Source organism: Robinsoniella sp. KNHs210, from assembly GCF_000686105.1.
Classification (GTDB): domain Bacteria; phylum Bacillota; class Clostridia; order Lachnospirales; family Lachnospiraceae; genus Robinsoniella; species Robinsoniella peoriensis.
On record NZ_JMLZ01000002.1, the window covers coordinates 3,829,732 to 3,850,709 of the forward strand.

Genomic DNA, 20,978 nt, shown 5'->3' on the forward strand with positions numbered 1-20,978 from the left:
TAGATTTTTATGATCTTATTAAAATCCGCTCCAGTACGACTGAGAGCGGATTTTGGATAAGGGGGCAGATAAACAGCAGGAATGGAGGAAATGTGATATGGGTAAAGAGGATATCTTACTTCAAATGAATCATATATCAAAGAGCTTTGGTAAAGCTGTAATCGCACTGAGTGATGTGCAGCTGGAATTAAGAAAAGGGGAAGTACTGGCACTTTTGGGAGAAAACGGTGCAGGTAAATCCACATTGATTAAGGTATTGACAGGAGTAGAGGAAAGAGACAGCGGAACGGTTCTGATGGAAGGAAAAGAAATCTATCCGAAATCCCCGTTAGAGGCGCAGGCAGACGGAATCAGTACGGTATACCAGGAGGTAAACCTCTGTCCGAATTTGTCTGTAGCAGAGAATATTTACATAGGCAGGGAAATAAGAAAAGGCGGCAGAATAGACTGGAAAACAATTAACCAGAAGTCTAAGGAATTAATGAAGAGATTCGATCTGGATATTGATGTAACTAAGAATCTGGATAATTATTCTGTGGCAATTCAGCAGATGATTGCAATCGCCCGTGCCTGCGATGTATCAGCAAAAGTACTGATACTGGATGAACCGACTTCCAGTTTGTCTGCAATGGAAGTAGAAAAATTGTTTGAAACAATGAGAAAGCTCCGGAAAGAGGGTATGGGAATAATTTTCGTAACACACTTTCTGGATCAGGTATATGAGATAACAGACCGTATAACGGTTCTAAGAAATGGGGAATACGTAGGAACTTATGAAACAAAGAACCTGCCAAGGGTAGAACTGGTAGGAAAGATGATTGGCAAAGACTATGCAAAATTAAATCAGACAATGGCTATTTATGAAGAAGAAAATAAATCAGATGAATTATTAATAGATATGGCAGATGTCACGGGGGCAGGAACCATCCAGGGATTTAGTCTGAAGATTAATAAAGGCGAGGTATTGGGACTCTCCGGGCTGTTGGGCAGCGGAAGGTCAGAAACAGCCCGTTTAATATTCGGAGTAGATAATCTGGAAAAAGGAACTCTTGAAATTAAAGGAGAAAAGACAAAATTAAAGGGTACACTGGATGCAATCCGGAGAGGCATTGCATTCTGTCCGGAGAACCGTAAAACGGAAGGTATTGTAGGAGAACTTACCATCCGTGAAAATATCTGCCTGGCACTGCAGGCGAAGCGGGGGATGTTTCACTTTATATCCAGACAGGAGTCAGAGAAGATAGCAGATGAGTATATTAAGAAACTGGAAATCAAGACCCCGTCGTCAGAACAGCTGATTAAGAATTTAAGCGGAGGCAACCAGCAGAAGGTAATCCTTGCCAGATGGCTGGCAACTGAGCCGGAACTTCTCATGCTGGATGAGCCGACAAGGGGAATTGATATTGGAACGAAAGCCGAAATACAAAAAATAGTAGTAGACCTGGCAAAACAGGGAATGGCGGTTATCTTTATTTCTTCGGAAATAGATGAGATGACCAGGTGCTGCGGCAGAATGGTTATTTTAAGGGACATGCGAAAAGTAACAGAACTCCGGGGCAGCCAGATTTCAGAAGAGGCAATCATGCGTTATATAGCTGGAGGTGATAATCATGAAAAAACTAAATAAAATTTCTAAAAATCAGGCATTTTGGCCCTTTGTGATATTACTGGCTATTATCCTGTTTAACGGAATCATATCTGGTGGAAGTTTCTTTCAGATGAAAATAGTTGATGGGCATCTTTATGGAAGAATTATTGATATTATAAGAAATGGCAGTAAGCTGATGATCTTATCCATTGGTATGACAATGGTACTTGCTACAGGGGGAACCGATATCTCGGTTGGTTCTGTTATGGCAATAAGCGGGGCAATTGCCTGCAGTATCGTAAGCGGAAGCATTCTTCCGGGAGTGGGTGGAAATGTGGCAATCGCCATTATACTGGCACTTTTGGCAGGTCTGTTATGCGGGCTTTGGAATGGATTCCTGGTTGCAAAGATTCAGATTCAGCCGATTGTAGCAACGATGATCTTAATGGTTGCGGGGCGCGGAATAGCCCAATTAGTAACCGGTGGTAAGATTGTAACAGTTAGCTCAGACGCATATTACTTTATTAATGGTGGATATATTCTTGGAATTCCATTTCCGGTATATCTGGTAGTTATTTTATTAATCATCGTGTTGCTTTTTACCAAAAAAACGGCATTTGGACTTTTTCTGGAATCAACCGGATGTAATTCTGTATCCAGTAAATTTGCCGGAATCAATGTAGATGCGATTAAACTGGTTGTTTATACCTGCTGTGGTATCTTTGCAGCTTTAGCGGGTCTCATTGAAAGTGCCAGCATCAAAGGCGCGGACTGTAACAATGCAGGTCTTATGATTGAAATGGATGCAATTCTTGCAGTTGCCATTGGCGGGACTTCACTAAGCGGGGGACGTTTTTCAATACCGGCAAGTATCGCAGGTGCCCTGATCATTCAGAGTATTACAACAACTGTTTATGCCATAGGAATTGCACCGGAAATTACCCAGGTAGTAAAAGCTATTTTAGTTGTTATCATCTGTCTTTCACAGTCAAAAGAATTTAAAGAGACATTTACAAGAAAATTCTCTAAGAGAAAGGTGGCGAAGCAGGCATGAGAGAGATGGCAAAAAAGAGATTAAAAATTAATAACGTTTCGCTGGTAATCACATTTGTGCTGTTTATTGCACTATTTATATTCGGATCTGTTTCGTATGACCGGTTTTTATCCTTATCTACATTTTTTAATTTATTTAATGATAATGCCTACCTGATTATAGCATCTATTGGTGTTACCTTTGTATTACTGACAGGCGGAATCGATATATCCATAGCGTCCACGATTGCATTTACCTGTGTACTATCCGCATTCTTGCTGCAGAAGGGTGCACCGGCATTTGTAGTGATTCCTTTAGTATTACTGATCGGCGCAGCAATTGGATTTGGGATGGGATACATTATCCACTACTTTAAACTGCAGCCATTTATCGTAACGCTTGCAGGACAGTTTTTGATGAGAGGACTTTGTGCGGTAATCAGTACGGAATCCATTTCTATCTCCAATGATTTTTATAAAAAAATGGCGCTGAGCAAATTGGTAATTGGGAAAGGTAAGATTTATTCTTATGTATTTATTGCTCTGGTAGTAATTCTTGCAGCTTACTACATATTAAAATTTACCAAGTTCGGAAGAAGTATTTATGCTTTAGGTGGGAATGAACAGTCAGCGATTCTGATGGGGCTTCCGGTAGCAAGAACAAAGATTGCAGTTTATGCAATCAGCAGCTTCTGTGCAGCACTTGCAGGTGTAGTTTTCAGCTTCTATACATTAGCAGGCTACTCGCTCCAGAATATGGGGCTGGAACTGGATGCCATATCCTCAGCCGTAATCGGCGGCACCCTGCTGACCGGAGGTGTCGGTACTGTAATCGGTACGACCATAGGAGTTCTGATTCAGGGAATTATCCAGACCATTGTAACGTACGAAAATCTGAATACATGGTGGACAAAAGTAACGATTGCAGCGTTGTTATGCGTATTCATTGTTATTCAGAGAATCATATCCATACGGGCAGAAAAATTAAAAGGAAAATAGGATTTTAAATTAGAATAATTAGAATCCGATTGCGAAATTACCCGGTCAAAGCTATAATAAAAAGACAGGAATTGACGAAGAGGGGTGAGCGAAATGAACAAGCTTAAGAACAAATTCATGAATATTACAATCCGTAGTAAAATGGTCTGGTCTTATATTGTCGCTTCGCTGATCCCTTTTTGTGTGTTCGGAATGATTGGGATCAGTGTATTTACCGGACAGGCAAAAAAAAGTGTCTCCCAGCATGCAGATCAGATGATGAGCCAGGTCAAAACATCCATTGACGTATATGTCAACAGCATTGATAAAATTGCAAATTTTATTATCTGTGGGATGGAAAATACCGACTTTGGGTCTATGAAATCCGAAGAGGATGTCTTCTGGAAACAGGCAAAGCTAAATTTAGAAAATATACTGGACAATCTGGCTGTTTCCAATAAAGAAATTGCAGGAATTTTTGTAGCCACGGAAAACGATTTATGTACGAATACCGGGATGATGCGTATCTCCAGAGATTCCTTTAAAAATGAGGACTGGTACCGCCAGGCGGCAGCGCATCCCGATGAAATGCAGATCATCAGCAACATTGCAGGAAGAAATATTGCCACGGATAAGAGTTATAGCATAGATGATGTGTTTTCCATAGCAAAAGCAATTAAAAATGCAAATACCGGTGAAATAATGGGAGTTTTACTCCTTGATATAAAGCATGATATTATTTCCCAGTCCATACAAAATGTAACCATAGGAGATAATGGGTTTGTATTTGTACTGGACAAGGATGACCGCATGGTCTATACCCTTCCGAATAAAGTGACATACCGTATCGACCCTGCATGGCTGACTCCGGAACAGGTACCGGTGGATGCCAGAATAAACGGGGAAAATTATCAGATACGCTATGAAGAGTCCGAATATACAGGCTGGAAGATTGTAGGTGTATTCTCTCTGGACGAAATTATGGGAAGTACGAATTCCATGTTCTATATTTTAACCGGAGGCCTTGCAATGACCCTTATATTTGTTCTGGTTATTTCTTTGAAAATATCCCAGACCATAACTAATCCTGTTGTGGAACTGAAACTTTTAATGCGTGAAGCAGCATCCGGTAATCTGGCAGTCCGTTTTGACGGGAATTATAAAGATGAGGTAAGTGAGCTGGGATATGGGTTTAATCATATGCTGGTACAGATTGAAAGTCTGGTAGATATGGTCTATGTGGAGCAGAAAAACAAGAGAATGGCAGAACTTAAAGTGCTGCAGGAGCAGATCAAACCTCATTTTCTCTATAATACACTGGATACCATCAGCTGGATGGCGAGAGAATATAAGGCGGATGATATTGTAAGACTGGTGGATGCGCTGACAAATATGTTCCGGATCGGGCTGAGTAAGGGCAGAGATTATATTAAAGTGGAACAGGAAATTAAATATGTTTCCAATTACCTTTATATACAGAAAATCAGGTATGGACCGAAATTAAACTATGAGCTTTTTGTGGATGACGGATTGAATCAATGTGTGGTTCCGAAATTGATGCTGCAGCCGCTGGTGGAAAATGCCATCTATCACGGTATTAAAACGAAGCGGGGACAGGGGCATCTGATTATACGGTGTGAAAGCGCAGCAGACAATTGGATGGAATTTACGGTAGAAGATGATGGTGCAGGAATGACCCGGGAAAAAGCGGAGCAGATCAATGCATTACTCAACGAACATTCCCGGTTGGAAGAAAATCAAAGCTTTGGATTGTTCTATATTAAAGAACGGTTACGAATCCGGTACGGGGATAAGTTCTGTGTCAGGGTAACCAGTGAACTGGGAGAAGGAACAAAGGTAACGATCCTGATACCTCAGAGTGTGGATGTACTGGAAGGAGGATACAGGGATGAAAAATAAGATGATCGTTTCCGCATCAATATGTTCGCTGCTCCTTATTATGTTCCTGGGGCTGCATTTTTATAATAGAGGTTCAGGCGGTGGAGAATATCAGCAAATTGAATATGTTATCGGTGTTTCACAGGCAAATATGCGAGAGTCCTGGAGACTGGCCCTGACCAGTGAAATAGAAGAAGAGGCAAAGAAATATAAGAATATCAGATTAATTATGACGGATGCCACATCGGATGTGACTAAACAGGTAAAGGATGTGGATAAACTCATTGATTTTGGGATTGATCTGTTGATAATTTCACCCTGTGACACCGAGATTATGACATCAATTATCAGTGGGGTGTACCATAAAAAAATTCCTGTGATTGTAATGGACCGGGGGGTAGAAGGATTTGATTACTCTTTATTTATCGGACCGGATAATGAACAGATTGGCAGGAGAGCAGGCGAAGGTGTGATGCGGCTGCTAAACGATGAAAAGGGAAAAGTACTGGAAATCTGCCAAAGTGCGGACTCGCTGCCGAGCCAGAACCGTAGTAAGGGATTTGATTCTATTATATCCAGGTATCCGGATATCGAGAAAAGTGTCTGCAGGATTGAATCAGGATCAAAGGATGATGCGGAAGATACCATGCTCGCCATGGGAGAGCACCTAAAAGAATATGACGTGATATTTGCCCATAACGACTATATGGCTTTGGGGGCATATTTAGCAATGGAAAAAGTCGGAGCAGAAGCAAAAATTGTAGGCATCGATGGTTTCCTTGGGGAAAATGAAGGGATTGATCTGATCTCCCAGGGCAAAATTGATGAGACCATCACCTGTCCGACCGGAGGAAAAGAAGCCATACAATATGCCCTTGACATATTAAAACAGGCAAGCGGAGTTCCTAAGCAGGTCATTCTAAGGAGCCATGTAGTTACGAAGGATAATGTTGAGGCATATGTAGAAGGTTTGAGTGAAATTTATAAAAAGCCGGATAAAATTATAGACGTAGGTTATGCCCAGGTTGGAATGGAGAGTGCATGGAGGAAAGCAAATACAGAGTCCATAAAAGAGGCGGCAAAAGATTTCGGAATGAATCTGATCTTTGAAGATGCCAATCAATCCCAGCAAAAACAGATCGAAGCTATCCGGAAATTTATTAAAATGGGTGTGGATGTAATTGTGGTATCTCCGGTTGTTGACAGCGGATGGGATGAGATTCTTAAAGAAACTAAGGCGGCGGGGATTCCGGTGCTGGCTTCTGACCGCAAGATTGCAGTAGAAAATGATGACTGGATAATGACTTACATAGGCGCGGATTTCCTGGAAGAGGGAAGAAGGGCAATGCGCTGGATTCGGGATAATGTTCCGCCGGACAAAGATTGTATGAAGATTATGGAGCTGCAGGGTAACGAAGGAGCTTCCCCTACCGTGGAACGGAAGCAAGGGTTTGAAGAAGTTCTGAAAGACAATAAGCAATACAAAATCGTGCATTCTGAATATGGGGATTATACCATTGAAGGGGGAAGAAACATTATTAAGAATTATCTGGAATCTCATGAGTGGGATATTGATATTATCTATGCACAAAACGATGATATGGCAATTGGGGCAATTGAAGAACTGGAAAAAAACGGGATTGCTCCCGGTACAGATGTGAAAATTGTATCCGTAGATGGAACCAGGGAAGCCTTTGAGGCTATGATTGACGGCAAATTAAATTGTGCGGTAGAATGCAATCCTCTGCTTGGACCGCAGCTTATGAAAGCGATCCAGGATCTTGTAGCAGGAAAGGAATTGCCGCTTCGAATCATTACGGAAGAGAAATGGTATGATCAGAGTATGGCAAAGGAATATCTTCGAAGCAGAAAATATTAACTGCTCTTATGCCCGGCATGTTCTTATTCTCAGATACTGCAGCAGATGTTACTTATATTCCACAACACAATTGCGCCCGTTCTTTTTTGCTTCATAAAGCGCCTGATCCGCACGGAAAATAAAACGTTCCATATCGGTCTCTTTCATAGGAGATTCCTGATATAATCCGATACTGATTGTCATATTCCTTTTTGGAATATCAGGGGTATTGTACAAGCCCTGTTCAACGGAACTGCGGATAACTTCAGCTTTCTCGTTAGCGTCAAGGGAAGATTTCCCAAAGAGGAAAATCAGGAATTCTTCCCCGCCGTATCGGATCAGACAGACGTCCTCTGTCTTGATATCCCGTGAAAGCAGGTGGGAGATGGCTGCTAGGCAGTTGTCACCTGCCTGATGCCCATATGTATCATTGTATTGTTTGAAAAAGTCAATATCAAGCATCATACAGGCAGCGCTGTTGCGTTCCTCCTGATTATTCCGGAAGATGTTTTTAACGGTGTCGTCCAGATATCTGCGGTTATATAATCCGGTTAGTTTGTCCGTCAGAACTTCCTGATGAAGCTGGGAATTAATATCATTAATCTGATTATATTGCTCTGTTATGATGATTTGATTGTATTCTGACATAATCCGATTCCGGTAAAAGATCGTCGAGATGGCAATTGCCAGTACCGTTGTAAACATGCTGTTCATCAGGTTATTAAAGGATTGGTCAGCGCCATGAGGATCCGGAAAATACGGAAGCAGACAGTTGAGAAGAAGAAAGTTTCCGCCCATAATTAAAATGTTATGCCAGGGTTTGGACAGGGTCAGCACAGCAACGGTGAGCATGACATAGGTAAAGACATTTAATCCATTTCCACCAAGCTGGTCATTTAATGTTACAAAAGTACTCCAAAAGCATAGAAATCCCATATAGAAGAAATTCAGTTGAAAATAAAAATGATGATTGAGGGATTGTTTTTTCGCTAAGATAACATTAATAATCAACACCCCTAAAGTAATCACAGCCAGGATAACATACATGCTGAAATAAGCTGTTCTTCTGGGCTTAAAAAAAGGCCCTCCCGGTCTTAGGGAGATAGAGAGCATCATAATCAGCTGAAAAATAATAATCAGACTCTGGAAGGCGATATGCGTCCTTATGACATTTTGGAACAGGCGTTTTTTTATCGGTTCCAGGTAGGACTTTTCAAATGGAAAGTCCAAATATTTTTTAATTTCTTTCATATAAATCCTTCCTCTTAAAAATAACAATTTATACTTATTATATATAAAACACAACGTGATTTCAAGCAACCCGGGCGTATAAGTTATTAAGATTTTTTAAACACTGCAACAAAGTGTTCGCAAAATAGAAGATTTATGATATTATGTTGAGAAAGATATGGATGTTTGTACTGCAAATTTTGATAAAAGACTGGATGGAGGGTTTTATAATGCAGATAAAATGGTTGGGACAGGCAGGTTACGAGCTGAAAGAAGGAAGGTACACGATACTAATTGATCCTTATTTTTCGGATTTGGTAGAACAAGAAGAAGGATTAAAGCGGCTGGTACCGGCACCGGCTGCCTGTAAAGATGTTAAGGCAGATGTGATTTTGTATACCCATGATCACATTGATCATCTGGATTCCGATATGGTCAAAGGGATGGAGAAGGGATCTGCTATTTTTGCCGGTCCACAGAGCGGCTATAAAATATTAAAAGCATGCGGTGTTCCGGAAGATAATATCCGCTGCATCAACAGAGGAGAACATTTTCAATATGGAGGTTGTGACCTGGAAGCGGTCTTTGCAGAGCATACACAGGACAGTCAGGGTTATGTGCTCCATTATCACGGGCGGGATTATTATTTTACCGGTGACAGCCTTTTGACCCCGGAAGTAGGTTATTATGAAAATAAAGAGCTGATTAAGGCAGATGTCATCTTTGTCTGTATTAATGGCAAGCTTGGGAATATGTCTGTGGACGAAGCCATTACACTGACAAAGCGGGTACAGGCTGAAACCGGAATACCGAATCATTATGGAATGTTCGCAGAGAATACGGAAGATCCCATGAAATATGTAAACGGACTTAAGGGCAGCGGCTGCAGAACCGTTGTTATGGAAAAGGGCAGGGCGTATGATCTAGAAAAGTTATAGATATATGATGTCTAATACGTAAAGCGTTTATAAAAAACAGGTGATTATAAATCCCCATCCCGAAACTGAGTGGGTGTCATGCCTTCCTGCTTTTTAAACGTAATACAGAAACTGTTCTCGCTTTGAAATCCGCAGGCGAAACCTATTTCTTTAATGGAGCGGCCTGTAGTGCGCAGATAAAACTTAGCCGAGTTGATTCTCATTGCTGTTAAATAGCTATGGGGTGTCAGCCCGGTTTCTTTTTTGAATTCCCGGATAAAATAGTAGGGGCTTAAGGCGGCCTTTTCAGCGAGTTCCTCTACGGTGATTGTTTCCTGATAGTGCTGGCGGATATAGGCGGTAGCCAGTTCCACCGGGGATACTCCTGCTGAAGGGCTGTGATCCGCCGGAGTTGATTCCTCAGATATGAGAATGGAAGTCAGCATATCTGTAATAAATTTGGACATCTGGATTTCTTTGCATGAGATCTGGCAGGAAAAGCTGTCCAGGATTGCACTTACAGGTAAAAGAGTCTCTGCAAACGCATCCTGGGAAAGATGGAATATGTGGGGGTATTTATTCTGAATCAGATTAAAATAATGCCTTGCAGTCATTCCATCAAAATGAATCCAGTAAAACTCCCAGGAATTTCTGGCACCATATGCATGTGGTTTATAGCAGTCAATCATGGTAAGCTCCCCGGCTTTTATGATATGGGTAACTCCATCGATTTCTATAAAGCCGGTACCGCGTATCACCAGAATAGCCAGGAAGCTGTCGAAACTGCTCCTGCGTATCTGATAGGTGTGATCGCAGTAAAAATGACCAATACATAAAGGATATAAAAATCCATTTGCAGCGGTGGACGAAGGAGTATGGAAATAAATCTGTGATGCCGGGAGCAGGCCGGATGAAATGGTTGTCATAAAAATCCTCCATAATCAGGTGAATAATAAAAAAATATAATCCCAGTATAGTTTACGCCCTTGATAAAGTCAAATATAGTTTGCTTTTTACCGCAATTTTTTTATATAAAAGGGCAATTCCATGTAATGCCAGAATGTGATATTTAGGATATGATGATTGCAGATAAAACAATCAGAAGATCACAGGGGGTTATACAAATGGAATATAGAATTTCCGATAAAGACAGGATGATATTAAGGGAACTGGCTAAAAAGCAGCAGGAATATGCCAATCAGGAGAGCAATCTACAGAGAATAGAAAAGTGGTACAGGCATAATGCACTTCAGGGAGAGCGACCCATGATACATCTGGAAATGTGGACATTTTCCCAGGAAATCCTTCCGCAGAGACTGAGATGCGAAGGAAGCTTTGCCAGAGAAATTGAGACGGGTATCTACTGCAATTTTTTAAATCAGGAGTTATTTGACGATGATAGGGTGACACCGGATTATTTTGGGATGAATTACGATACCTATTTTGAATTGTTCGGCATTAATGTTCAGGTTGACCATACAATGGCGGAAGACGGACAGGAAAGCCTGGGGCATCATTTTGTGTCAGTAATCGAAGATCTGGAGGACGATTATGAGAAACTAAAGCCATCCCGGTTTGGAGTAGATCTGGAAAACACGGAAAAGAAAAGGAAGATCGTGGAAGATGCCATTGGTGATATTCTTCCTGTGAAAATGAAAATGGACTGCTTATACAGTGTACCAACGCAGATGCTGGTTCACTTTATGAGTATGGAAAATATGATGTTCAACATTTATGATTATCCGGAACTTTTTAAAGAGATGATGAACCGGATTGCAGAAGACACTATTTCTTACTACCGCTTTCTGGAGGAAAAGAAGGTAATTTTGCCAACAACAGGATTTGAAGCCGTTGGCCAGGGAAGCTGGAGTTTTACCAATGATCTGCCCGGGGCTGAGGAGTTCGCCAAACGTCCGTTTACTACGAAGGATGTGTGGGGATTCATGGATTCCCAGGAAACCGTGGGGATTTCTCCTGAAATGTATGAAGAGTTCATCTTCCCATGTTATCAAAAGATATCACAGCAGTATGGAATGCTTTCTTATGGCTGCTGCGAGCCGGTAGATCCTATCTGGGACCGTTGTATCAGCAAACTGGAGAACCTGCGCAAGGTATCCATTTCTCCATGGTGTAATGAAGAATTTATGGGAGAACGCCTGCGGGAAAGAAATATTATATTCCATCGTAAGCCAAGCCCGAACTTCCTGGGCGTGGGGGCGAACCTGGATGAAGAGGCATTCCGCCAGCATATCCGGAAAAGCTTATTGGCTGCCAGCGGATGCAGGATGGAGATTACACAGAGGGATGTGTATACGATTAATCATGATGAGAAGAAGGCGAGAAGGTATGTGGAGATTATTCGCCAGGAGATAGCGGAGAATTGGAAATAAAGAGTAGGGTTTTTCGTAAGCCTTCCACTAGCACTGGAGCGAACAAATTCATCTTAGATTTGGGTTTTGCTGATTAAAGACGCTTTGTAGATGTAGGTAGTGTACGAAAAGATGGGTGTGGGAAACTGGCATGGGCTCCGTCAGCTGGCCGCAGAACTGGTATTTTCTAACCTTTCCGAAGCGCTTTTTGGCGGCACGCGGGTATTCACCGAGAAATCCTGATGCATTTCTCGGTTCAGTACCCGCTTAGTATCCGATGGGAGCCAGTCGAATACTATCCGCCAAAAAACACTTCGGAAAGGTAAGTAAATGAACTGTACCCCTTGTCAAGGACATTTTAAAAAGTGGGGCACTTTTTTCGCACCTTTACTTCCAAAGTATCCTGCATACAGGTACACCTCTTTAAATGTCATGGTATTCTATGAAATTTTTTAACTATCCGTATTTTTCTGATATAATTGGCATCCAAGTTCTTCCGGTTTTTTGGCTATGACCGGATGCGCAGGTATTTTGGGAACATCCAGTGGATATTCTCCAGTGATGACAAATTTATAAAACTCATTGGGTGCAAGCTTCGCCAGATGCCATTGGTACCGCTGATTATTATAATAAGCCATGTAGTCATCAATGACAGACTGTACCTCTACAAAGCTTACGCATTCAGCCAGTTTTGCCTTGATATGGTCCTTCATATGCCCAAAGAAACTCTCCTGGGGCGCATTGTCCCAGCAGTTGCCACGCCGGGACATGGACTGGCGCAGCTTCTTGTTATAAAGTATATGAAGAAAACTTTGGCTGGTGTAATGGCACCCCTGATCACTGTGGATGATTGTTTCTGCTTGAAGTGAGATCCCATGATCGGCCACCAGTTTATTGACCGTTTCAAGAACAAAATCCACTTCCAGGGAGTCACTGAGCACATAAGAAAGTATCTGCCTGGTAAAGGCATCCAGGATGGTTGACAGGTAGGCAAAGGATCCGCTATAGGACAGATAAGTGATATCCGTCAACAAGACTATTCTTGGTCCATAACATTCGAACTCACGGTTTAGCAGGTTGTCCGCTACATTGCTGGTCCTTAGTGCCTTTGCCATTCTTTTATATGGATTTGGGCCTCGGTATGGACAGGAGAGGTGGAACTTTTCCATCAGCCTGCGGATCTTTTTCAGGTTCATGATCACCGGCGGGGTCATATGGAGCAGTTCCATATAGATGCCCCTGGCCCCTTTGGCATAACCATGCAGCCTGTAAGCGGCCAGAACCAGATCAAAATCCTCCCGGTCCTTCTGTTCCTGAAGCGCACGGACAGGAGCTGCCTTTATCCAGGCGTAATAACCGCTTCTGGAAACACCGGCTATGGAACAGAGTTCTTTGGCAGAAAGGGAATTCGCGCTTTGCCGGATCGTTTGCTGGATAATCTCAAATATACAGGAAGAGTCGTTCATAAGCAGTGCACCTACTTCCTTGTAGTCCTGAGTGAGGAAATTTTTTTTAAGAACTCAACTTCCTGTTTCAGATAATCAACCTCATGCCGAAGCTGTTTTAATTCATCCTTTTCGGATGGCGGCAGATCAGCAGCCGGGGAGACGGAGCTTTGCATCCTGTGAGGGGAATGTCCTTGGTGAAACCCGCCATATTTATCGTACTGTTCCCGAATGTGTCTGGCAATGCTCCATACCCTGCGGTCCCCAAGGACGGCAGGATCATAGCCATGATCTGCGAGGATCTGCCGCGGAATCTCCCCTAACTGGTATTCCGAGTAAAAGATCTCCTTGAACTCCCTGGTAAAGGTTAATTGGAATTTGGACACCTTGTAGGTGTAAGGATTTTGACGAAGCAGCAGCATTTGTTCATTGGTAAAAGGGTTTTTGGTCATGGTATTCCTCCTGTTCTTAGATAAGAATACCATAAGCCAAGAGAGGTGTCTAAGCCAAAAGAGGCCTCAGCAATCATCCAAGACAGTTGTCCCAGAAGCAGGGTATACCAGCAAGGCATGTCCACAATTGGGGTTCTGAAAGGTGAGGGGGTGTCCATTTATATGGAACTAATGGGAAGGGATGTCTAAAAAAATGGGAGCCCCGCTAAATGATGTGTCCACACTTATGGGTACATTATAAAATACTCAGCTCTGCTCTACGCTTCCTCCGCCCATACCAGTTTCCCACACCCATCTTTCCGAGATCCAGGTTGTACCACAAAGCTGGTTTTCTCAGCCGAGTGGAGACCCTGGGGCTGTGACCAGCTGTTCGTTTTTGGATTCAGCAGAGTGTGTTTCGGCAGTACAGTATGAATTGGGAGAAATAAGTTTGATTTTACTTGCTTTCCAATCACAGAAGTAACTGGATGTAAGTACTATAACCATAAATATACTGTATTAGAATGAAGAATCCCACTATAGTGATAAGATCAAGCTGCTTTCAGCCAATCGCGTCCGGCATGCCACAACCCCGGGGTCCCATCATGCTGAGAAAACCAGCTTTGTATCAACGAATGCTATCTCGGAAAGAGAAGGGGGCGGACCAGGACATTGGTTTGGAAGGCGTATAGCAGAGCTGAGCATTTACTTACCTTCCCGGAGTGATTTTTGGCGGATACAATTCGACTGGCTCCCATCGGATTGTAAGCGGGCAGTGAGCTGCGAAATGCATCAGGATTTCGGAGCGAATGCCCGCGTGCCGCCAAAAAGTGCTCCGGGAAGGTTAGAAAATGCCAGTTCTGCGTTAAGCCTTCCAAACCAATGTCCTGGTCCGCCTCCTTCTCTTTCCGTACACTACCTACATCTACAAAGCGTCATTTCTCAGCTAAACCCCAATATAATAAACCTGCAGTGAGTCTCAATTTCAAGTAATGACTCATAAAATTGTTTTGAATAATGAGCCATAAGCCATCTATAAACTATTCGCTGAAATACTAGACAGAATTGTAAACACGAATATGTCCTAATCTCAAAAGAAAGTCCTAAAATATAAAAAGTATCCTGAAAAATTTCTAATTTTTTAAAATATAGTCCTAAGTGTTTTTTTTAACCCATGCTAAAATTATGATAATAACAGCAGTAACATATTACAAAATTTACGGGGGATAAGCATGGAAAAGAAAAAATGGAGACATAAAATTTACCGTTGCATTGGTGCAGGAATGGCGGCGGTGCTGTTGACTGGAAGCATACCGGCTCCTGTTTTGGGGGCGGAGGTTAAAAATAAAGAACCATTATTTGCCGGAAAAGTGTTCTCAGATACGTACCAGGATCCGCAGAAAGGCAACCTGAACTGGCGAGAGGCTATGGTGAGCGGAAATGGGGAGAACGGGGTGATGGAATCCTGCCATCCTGTGAATGATACTTTTATTTTCCAAAATACTACATTTAACATGCCTACGGATGATTACAGGGAAACCATGGATTTGACAGGAGAGCTGGGAGATGCCAGAGAGGCCGTGATGAACAACTGGAATTTCTGGAGTCAGGTACAGCCGGAACTGGACTATGACTATACACTGCACCCGGGCCATCAGCTTCGGATGAGGCTGGATGATCTGGAAGAGACGGATGTATCCGATTATCAGAGATGGACAGACTATGAAACTGCCGAGATCGGGGTGAGTTTTCAGGCGGATGGTGAGACATGGGAGAGAAGCACATTTACATCCAGAGAGGACAATGTGACCATAACATGGCTTCGTCAGCCGGAGAACGGCGGCAGGCTGAATACAACGCTGTCAATTGATGACCTTTCCGATATGGCGATTGACCAGGGCAGGGAAATAGATGAAGGGCTTCAATACAAAAAGATTGCGGCACAGGATGGAAGCTATCTGGGACTGACTGCTCATTATCCCGTGTATGACAACAGTGAGCTGAAAGAAGCGGGGTTCGCCGGAGTTACTTATGTGATAAATATCGGTGGAACAAAAGAGAGGGTCAGGCTGGGAGATATACAGGATCACCTGAATGCCGGAACAGAGGATAACTTTGGAATAAAGGTAAAGGATGCAGAGGGCGTGGTACTGATCACAAAATCTGCCAGGGATAAAGAGATGGGACCGGCATCTGCATTTGCCGGACAAAATGAACTGCCTTTGGTACAGCGTCTGATTGAAGAAACCCGGGCAGTTGCGGAAAATGAAGCGTACCGGACAAACGGATACTTTGATTACAGCAAGGCACTTGCGCCACACGAACAGCTCCATGGCAGTGAATTTAATAAGATTAAATTTGATCTGGCAGGAGATGAGGCAGATGACAGCCTGACCAACGAAGAATTAATTTCAAAACAGAGGAATTCTGACCGGTTGAACCATGCAATGCTGGAGCGTGCCTTCTATGCCGGAAGATATGCACAGGTATGTACCTCCGGTTATAGTACATCCAGGCTCAGCGGCATGTGGATCGGGGCATGGAATGGATATTGGCAGGCGGATTATACCACGGATGCAAATGTAAATCTCCAGATTTCCGGTGTTAATATCGGAAATATGCAAAATGCCTCTGAGGGATATATTAATTTCCTTCTCAGGATTCTTCCTGATTTTGAAATGAATGCCACCCAGGTTTATGGCATGCACGATGCGCTCCTGGCACCGCCCAGGACAGACGGGGACAGAGGGAACCTGGTGCACTTCAATGCGGACTATCCATTTAATTACTGGAACGCGGGGGCGAGCTGGCTATTACTCCCGGTATACGAATACTGGCAGTGCTTTGGCAACAGCCAGATTCCCCTGGGCAAAGATATCGACCTGAATGCGCTGCGCTCGGTGCTTTCCATCCATGACCAGGATTTATCGGATGCCCAGATCAGCCAGATAGAGGAGCGGGGGTATTTTGACCTGGAGCAGGACCTGCTGCTGCCGCTGCTGACAAAGCAGGCGAATTTCTGGGAACAGATGGCAGATCCCCGATATTATGAAGGGGAAGACGGATATAAACATTATGACGGGGGGAAGACATCCCTGGAAGGAAATGAAAAATACCTGATACTTCCGGGGTATTCGCCGGAGAATAAACCGGGTAATACAGGAATTGCAATTTCTGCAAATTCTACCATGGATATTGCCGCAGCCAGAGACGGACTGGATATGACAATCGCAATGGAAGAGGCTGTACAGCGTCCCGGGTATGAGGAAGCAGTAGAAAAATGGAAGTCGCTGAAAAAACTGCTGCCTGAATATAAATATGACACTGACGGCAGTCTGAAGGAATGGGCGCTCCGGGATTACTCAGAACAGAATAACCACAGGCATGTAAGTCATATGTATGGAGTCTGGCCGGCCCATGATGGCGCTGATGACTCCAAACTAATGGAAGGTGCTAAAAAGGCGCTTGAGAACAGAAAGAAATATAACACGGGAGATGACAATGCCAGCCACGGCTGGCTGCATCAGGCATTGACAGAGGCACGCCTGAAAAATGCGCAGGGAGTGACAGACAGCCTTCTGCCACTGTTCACGGGAAGTAAACTGTATTACAGTTCCATGATGACCAATCATGACAGGAACCGGGACAGTGCATACTGCACAGATGCCCTGATTACCATACCTTCTATTATGCTGGAGACACTGGCCTATTCAGATACCGGGAAAATTGAACTGCTGCCGGCACTTCCGGATGATTGGGGAAAAGGCAGCATTACCGGAATGATGGCAAGGTCACGTGCGCAAATTGAGCGTCTGGATTGGGATATGGAAAAAGGAGAAGTCACAGCCAGGATCAGGTCGGATGCTGCACAGGAGATCGATTTAATCTGTGGTATGGACAGCAGCAGCGCTGTGATCCTGGAAGGCAGAGGAGAGATCATAACAGGGGAAGGTGTTGTCAGGCTGACGATGGAGGAAGGTGAGACCGCTGAGGTACGATTTGTCAGAGGGCAGATAAGCCAGGGAACCTATCAGATAATAGCCGAAGACAAAAGCCTGGAATCTGTTTATACGGACGAATCAACAGATGTAGTGCTTGGGACTCCGGCAGATTCGGCAGCCCAGAAGTGGAATCTCACGGGCAGAGGAATCGGACAGTATTTAATCACCAGTGTAGACTCAGGATATGCACTTTCCGCTGCTGACGGCAAGGTGGTGCAGACGCTCCATGGAGATATATGGCAGATAGAGGAGCTGGAGGAAGGCTGCCGGATTCTTACCCCGGATAGAACAAAAGCTCTTACCATAAAAAATGGGGTGCCCGTAATCGGTGATGCCGGTGGGGCTGCGGTCTTCCAGATGGTACCTCAGGAATATACAGAAGAAAACCTGGCTGTGGGCAGTATTGAAATAACAGGTCCCAAAAGTATACGCAGCGGTGAATCTATTTCTTTGGAAGCCCTGGTGGAAACTGCGGAGGGAATGCAAAACGATATGGAACTGCAGTGGAGTGTGACGGAAACCCATGGAAGGGCGAAGATCAATGCCCAGGGCGTCCTGACAGCCCAAAAAGCAGGCGCCGTAACCGTTCAGGTATCCCCAAAGAAAGCGCCCCGTTATGTACAGGAAAAAGTTTATGAGATTAAAGAGGGACTTTTAGATCAGGATAAGCTCATGGGCACGGTATTCGGCAGAGAGGAAGGGGAATGGGAAGCGGGTTCTCCCCCGGCGCTGGCATTTGACGGCAATACAGATACAGCGTATGACGGTCAAAACGGCGGGTATGCCGGACTAGAGATGGGGGGAGCATTTACCCTGGAAGGTTTTCGGTATGTTGTGCGGGGAGGTTTTAGCGACAGATGGCCCGGAGTCCGGGTTCAGGGTTCCGATGACATGACCAACTGGGATACCCTTTACACCATTGAAGAAAGCCTGGATCATCCGGTATATAACAGCGTCTGGTTTGCAGACCTTCCCGAAGAAGAAAGGCCCTTAAAGCCCTACTCTTATTACCGGGTTTACAGCGGAGATTCAGAGTACTGCAATGTAGCGGAACTGGAATTCTACGGAAAGGCAGTGAATGCTTTTGACGGATTGGAAAATGCCATAGCGTATGGAAAAAGTATCGGCACAGAAGGGTATGAGCCGGGATCTGTTTCCAGACTATTAAAGGCACTGGAAAGGGCAAAGCAGATTACCGCGGAATCACCGGAAGCGGACATACAGGAAGTATATAAGGCGTTAAAAAAGGCAATTGACAATCTGAAACGTCCGGGTCTGCTTTATAATGATGACAGGACGGTAAACCTCACCGGACAGTGGGAGGAATGGGCTGATGACAGGCTTTTCTCAGAGAAAGAAATTTATACATCGGATCCCGGCGCAGCTTTTAGCTTCCGGTTTGATGGAATTGGATTTGAGATGATGGGCAATAAGAACCCGGGACTGGGATATGTAAAAATCACGGTGGACGGTGAGGATATACCGGGAGGCGAGAAAGTTTCCCTTTATGATTCCCACAGTGAAGGATACCAGAGACAGAGCATATTCAAATACATGGATCTGAAAAAAGGTATCCATACCGTGACGGTAGAGCTGCTGGGTAATCAGAATCAGGAAGGAAAAGCCCCGAAAATGTCCGTGGACGCATTTTATCTTTTCAGTGTGCCGGAAGACGAAACGGTTGATAAGACGAAACTGGAACAGCTCCTTGAGGAACTGGAACAGACAGAAGAAAGTGATTATACTGCAGAATCCTGGGAAATTTATGCAGCGGCATATGACCAGGCCCGGATTATCCTGGACAAAGCGGATGCATTGCAGTCAGAAGTTGACGGAGCAGTCAGTGAACTGAAGGAAGCCTGGAATAACCTGGTATCCCTTACCTCTGTTCTGGAAGCAGGCATACTGGAATATACCGTAGTAGAGTCAGAAGCAGACAAATACACAAAAGAGAGCTGGGACAGCTACCGGGAGGTTTATCTTAGGGCACTGGCTCTGCTTAAGCAAGGCGTGTATACAGAAGCACAGGTGGAACAGACAATTCAGGAACTGAAAGCAGCAAGGGAAGCATTGTGCCTGAAGCCGGAAACCACAGGATGGAGAGAACTGGAACTGGCAGTTGCAATGGCTGAAAAGCTGGAGAAAGTGCAGTCAGCATATAGCTGCTATACTACAGAAAGCTGGCAGGCAGTGCAGGAGGCACTGGACAATGCAAGAGCATTAATGAAGACGGATGCAGACCAGGATGAGATTGACCATGCATTTTTGGAATTAATTACGGCATGTAATCTCCTTCAAAATGGTGTACAGAAATCCGGTCTGAAAGCAGTCATTGATGGAACGGAAGCTATTCTGGCAGACACATCTGCAATGGCTGATTACACACCGGAAAGTGTTGCGGCAGTGAGAGAAGCCCTAAAAGAGGCACGGTTTGCATTTGCTGAGAGCAGTGCAGACCAGGAAACAATCAACCGTGTATCCAGAAAGCTTATGGACGCGGTGACCAATCTGCTGGTGAAAGAAGCAGATGCTAGACTGGGTATTCTCATTCAAAAAGCAGCAGAACTTTTGAAAAATGCAGACAAATACACCACGGAAAGCGTGGACAAACTGAAAACAGAACTTGAGGCAGCCAGGGCAGTCAATGCGAACAGTCTGGCAACGGAGAATGAAATCAATGAGGCTTATCAAAGTCTGGCAGAGGCCATAACAGCCCTTGTGCGAAAGGCAAATAAAGAAGAATTGAGAAATGGACTGGAAAAAGCCGAAGAGATTCTGCAGGAATCCGGCAGATACCTGGAAGAAAGCATTGCCGGTCTGGAGACTGTGGATCAGGAAGCCAGGGCCGTGTATGAAGATGAAAGCGCAGATATGGATACCGTGGGGACCATTCTGAAGAAACTGATTAACGAAATTTTGAAAGCCCGGCTGATGGGAGATGTGGATCTGAATGGAAAAGTAGATACAGATGATTCTGCAAATGTGCTGAAATTTTCGGCAGAATTACAAGAACTTACGGATGAGCAGGGCAAAGCTGCAGATGTGAATCGTGATGGAGTTACAGACAGCGATGATGCAGCACGGATATTACAGTATGCTTCAGAGAAAATAGGAGAATTCTAATTTGTGAAAAAGACCGCAGTTATATGCCGGAAAGAAAACAGCATATAACCGCGGTCTTTTTTTGAGGCATAAAATTCTTCCGATTTTATACAAATGAACCGTATTTT

Annotated in this window: 13 protein-coding genes; 9 read left to right on the forward strand and 4 right to left on the reverse strand. The window is 43.9% G+C overall.

The features are described from left to right. Positions 1 to 97 precede the first annotated feature (97 nt). The 5 genes from CD03_RS0123220 (at position 98) to CD03_RS36805 (ending at position 7,376) form a co-directional block, all read left to right on the forward strand. Entirely contained in the window at positions 98 to 1,627 is a 1,530-nt protein-coding gene (locus tag CD03_RS0123220; protein ID WP_027295675.1) for a sugar ABC transporter ATP-binding protein, read from the forward strand. Then, positions 1,611 to 2,642 (forward strand): ABC transporter permease, encoded by a 1,032-nt coding sequence (locus CD03_RS0123225; RefSeq protein ID WP_027295676.1) that lies wholly within the window; start codon positions 1,611 to 1,613, stop codon positions 2,640 to 2,642. The genes CD03_RS0123220 and CD03_RS0123225 overlap by 17 nt, the downstream gene beginning before the upstream one ends. Continuing rightward, entirely contained in the window at positions 2,639 to 3,619 is a 981-nt protein-coding gene (gene yjfF, locus CD03_RS0123230) for a galactofuranose ABC transporter, permease protein YjfF (RefSeq protein ID WP_197041691.1), read from the forward strand. Before CD03_RS0123225 ends, yjfF begins: the two co-directional genes overlap by 4 nt. Before the next feature lie 93 nt (positions 3,620 to 3,712). Next, the gene (locus CD03_RS0123235) at positions 3,713 to 5,518 is read left to right on the forward strand and encodes a sensor histidine kinase (RefSeq protein WP_027295678.1); all 1,806 of its coding nucleotides are present in this window, start codon (positions 3,713 to 3,715) and stop codon (positions 5,516 to 5,518) included. Next, positions 5,508 to 7,376, forward strand: a complete 1,869-nt coding sequence (locus tag CD03_RS36805; protein ID WP_027295679.1) for a substrate-binding domain-containing protein — start codon at positions 5,508 to 5,510, stop codon at positions 7,374 to 7,376. The genes CD03_RS0123235 and CD03_RS36805 overlap by 11 nt, the downstream gene beginning before the upstream one ends. Before the next feature lie 48 nt (positions 7,377 to 7,424). On the opposite strand, the gene CD03_RS0123245 is transcribed toward CD03_RS36805, so the two are convergent. After that, on the reverse strand, positions 7,425 to 8,606 hold the full coding sequence (locus CD03_RS0123245; RefSeq protein WP_052377937.1) for a GGDEF domain-containing protein: 1,182 nt from the start codon (positions 8,604 to 8,606) through the stop codon (positions 7,425 to 7,427). 209 nt (positions 8,607 to 8,815) lie between these two features. On the opposite strand from CD03_RS0123245, the gene CD03_RS0123250 reads away from it, so the two are divergent. Beyond that, entirely contained in the window at positions 8,816 to 9,523 is a 708-nt protein-coding gene (locus tag CD03_RS0123250) for an MBL fold metallo-hydrolase (RefSeq protein ID WP_027295681.1), read from the forward strand. Positions 9,524 to 9,567: 44 nt separating this feature from the next. Here CD03_RS0123250 and CD03_RS0123255 read toward each other — a convergent pair whose 3' ends face one another. After that, a complete protein-coding gene (locus CD03_RS0123255) occupies positions 9,568 to 10,428 on the reverse strand; it encodes an AraC family transcriptional regulator (RefSeq protein ID WP_027295682.1) in 861 nt (286 codons plus the stop codon). 198 nt (positions 10,429 to 10,626) lie between these two features. Here CD03_RS0123255 and CD03_RS0123260 point away from each other — a divergent pair, with 198 nt between their 5' ends. Continuing rightward, on the forward strand, positions 10,627 to 11,892 hold the full coding sequence (locus tag CD03_RS0123260) for a hypothetical protein (RefSeq protein WP_027295683.1): 1,266 nt from the start codon (positions 10,627 to 10,629) through the stop codon (positions 11,890 to 11,892). A gap of 99 nt (positions 11,893 to 11,991) precedes the next feature. Next, a complete protein-coding gene (locus CD03_RS39020) occupies positions 11,992 to 12,114 on the forward strand; it encodes a hypothetical protein (protein WP_255348111.1) in 123 nt (40 codons plus the stop codon). A 209-nt stretch (positions 12,115 to 12,323) separates the two neighbouring features. On the opposite strand, the gene CD03_RS0123270 is transcribed toward CD03_RS39020, so the two are convergent. Both CD03_RS0123270 and CD03_RS0123275 read right to left on the reverse strand, forming a co-directional pair. Next, positions 12,324 to 13,337 carry an IS3 family transposase gene (locus tag CD03_RS0123270; protein ID WP_027294394.1) on the reverse strand — a complete coding sequence of 338 codons (1,014 nt, stop codon included), beginning with the start codon at positions 13,335 to 13,337 and terminating at the stop codon, positions 12,324 to 12,326. A gap of 11 nt (positions 13,338 to 13,348) precedes the next feature. After that, positions 13,349 to 13,768 (reverse strand): HTH domain-containing protein, encoded by a 420-nt coding sequence (locus CD03_RS0123275; protein WP_027293389.1) that lies wholly within the window; start codon positions 13,766 to 13,768, stop codon positions 13,349 to 13,351. Positions 13,769 to 14,979: 1,211 nt separating this feature from the next. Between CD03_RS0123275 and CD03_RS36405 the strand changes: the two genes are divergently transcribed. Further along, the gene (locus CD03_RS36405; RefSeq protein WP_052377938.1) at positions 14,980 to 20,871 is read left to right on the forward strand and encodes a glycosyl hydrolase family 95 catalytic domain-containing protein; all 5,892 of its coding nucleotides are present in this window, start codon (positions 14,980 to 14,982) and stop codon (positions 20,869 to 20,871) included. Positions 20,872 to 20,978 lie beyond the last annotated feature (107 nt).

Excerpts from the sequence above, each read along its gene's own strand:
- CD03_RS0123220 (WP_027295675.1), top strand. The coding sequence starts at position 98 with ATGGGTAAAGAGGATATCTTACTTCAAATGAATCATATATCAAAGAGC.
- CD03_RS0123225 (WP_027295676.1), top strand. The coding sequence starts at position 1,611 with ATGAAAAAACTAAATAAAATTTCTAAAAATCAGGCATTTTGGCCCTTT.
- yjfF (WP_197041691.1), top strand. The coding sequence starts at position 2,639 with ATGAGAGAGATGGCAAAAAAGAGATTAAAAATTAATAACGTTTCGCTG.
- CD03_RS0123235 (WP_027295678.1), top strand. The coding sequence starts at position 3,713 with ATGAACAAGCTTAAGAACAAATTCATGAATATTACAATCCGTAGTAAA.
- CD03_RS36805 (WP_027295679.1), top strand. The coding sequence starts at position 5,508 with ATGAAAAATAAGATGATCGTTTCCGCATCAATATGTTCGCTGCTCCTT.
- CD03_RS0123245 (WP_052377937.1), bottom strand. The coding sequence starts at position 8,606 with ATGAAAGAAATTAAAAAATATTTGGACTTTCCATTTGAAAAGTCCTAC.
- CD03_RS0123250 (WP_027295681.1), top strand. The coding sequence starts at position 8,816 with ATGCAGATAAAATGGTTGGGACAGGCAGGTTACGAGCTGAAAGAAGGA.
- CD03_RS0123255 (WP_027295682.1), bottom strand. The coding sequence starts at position 10,428 with ATGACAACCATTTCATCCGGCCTGCTCCCGGCATCACAGATTTATTTC.
- CD03_RS0123260 (WP_027295683.1), top strand. The coding sequence starts at position 10,627 with ATGGAATATAGAATTTCCGATAAAGACAGGATGATATTAAGGGAACTG.
- CD03_RS0123270 (WP_027294394.1), bottom strand. The coding sequence starts at position 13,337 with ATGAACGACTCTTCCTGTATATTTGAGATTATCCAGCAAACGATCCGG.
- CD03_RS0123275 (WP_027293389.1), bottom strand. The coding sequence starts at position 13,768 with ATGACCAAAAACCCTTTTACCAATGAACAAATGCTGCTGCTTCGTCAA.
- CD03_RS36405 (WP_052377938.1), top strand. The coding sequence starts at position 14,980 with ATGGAAAAGAAAAAATGGAGACATAAAATTTACCGTTGCATTGGTGCA.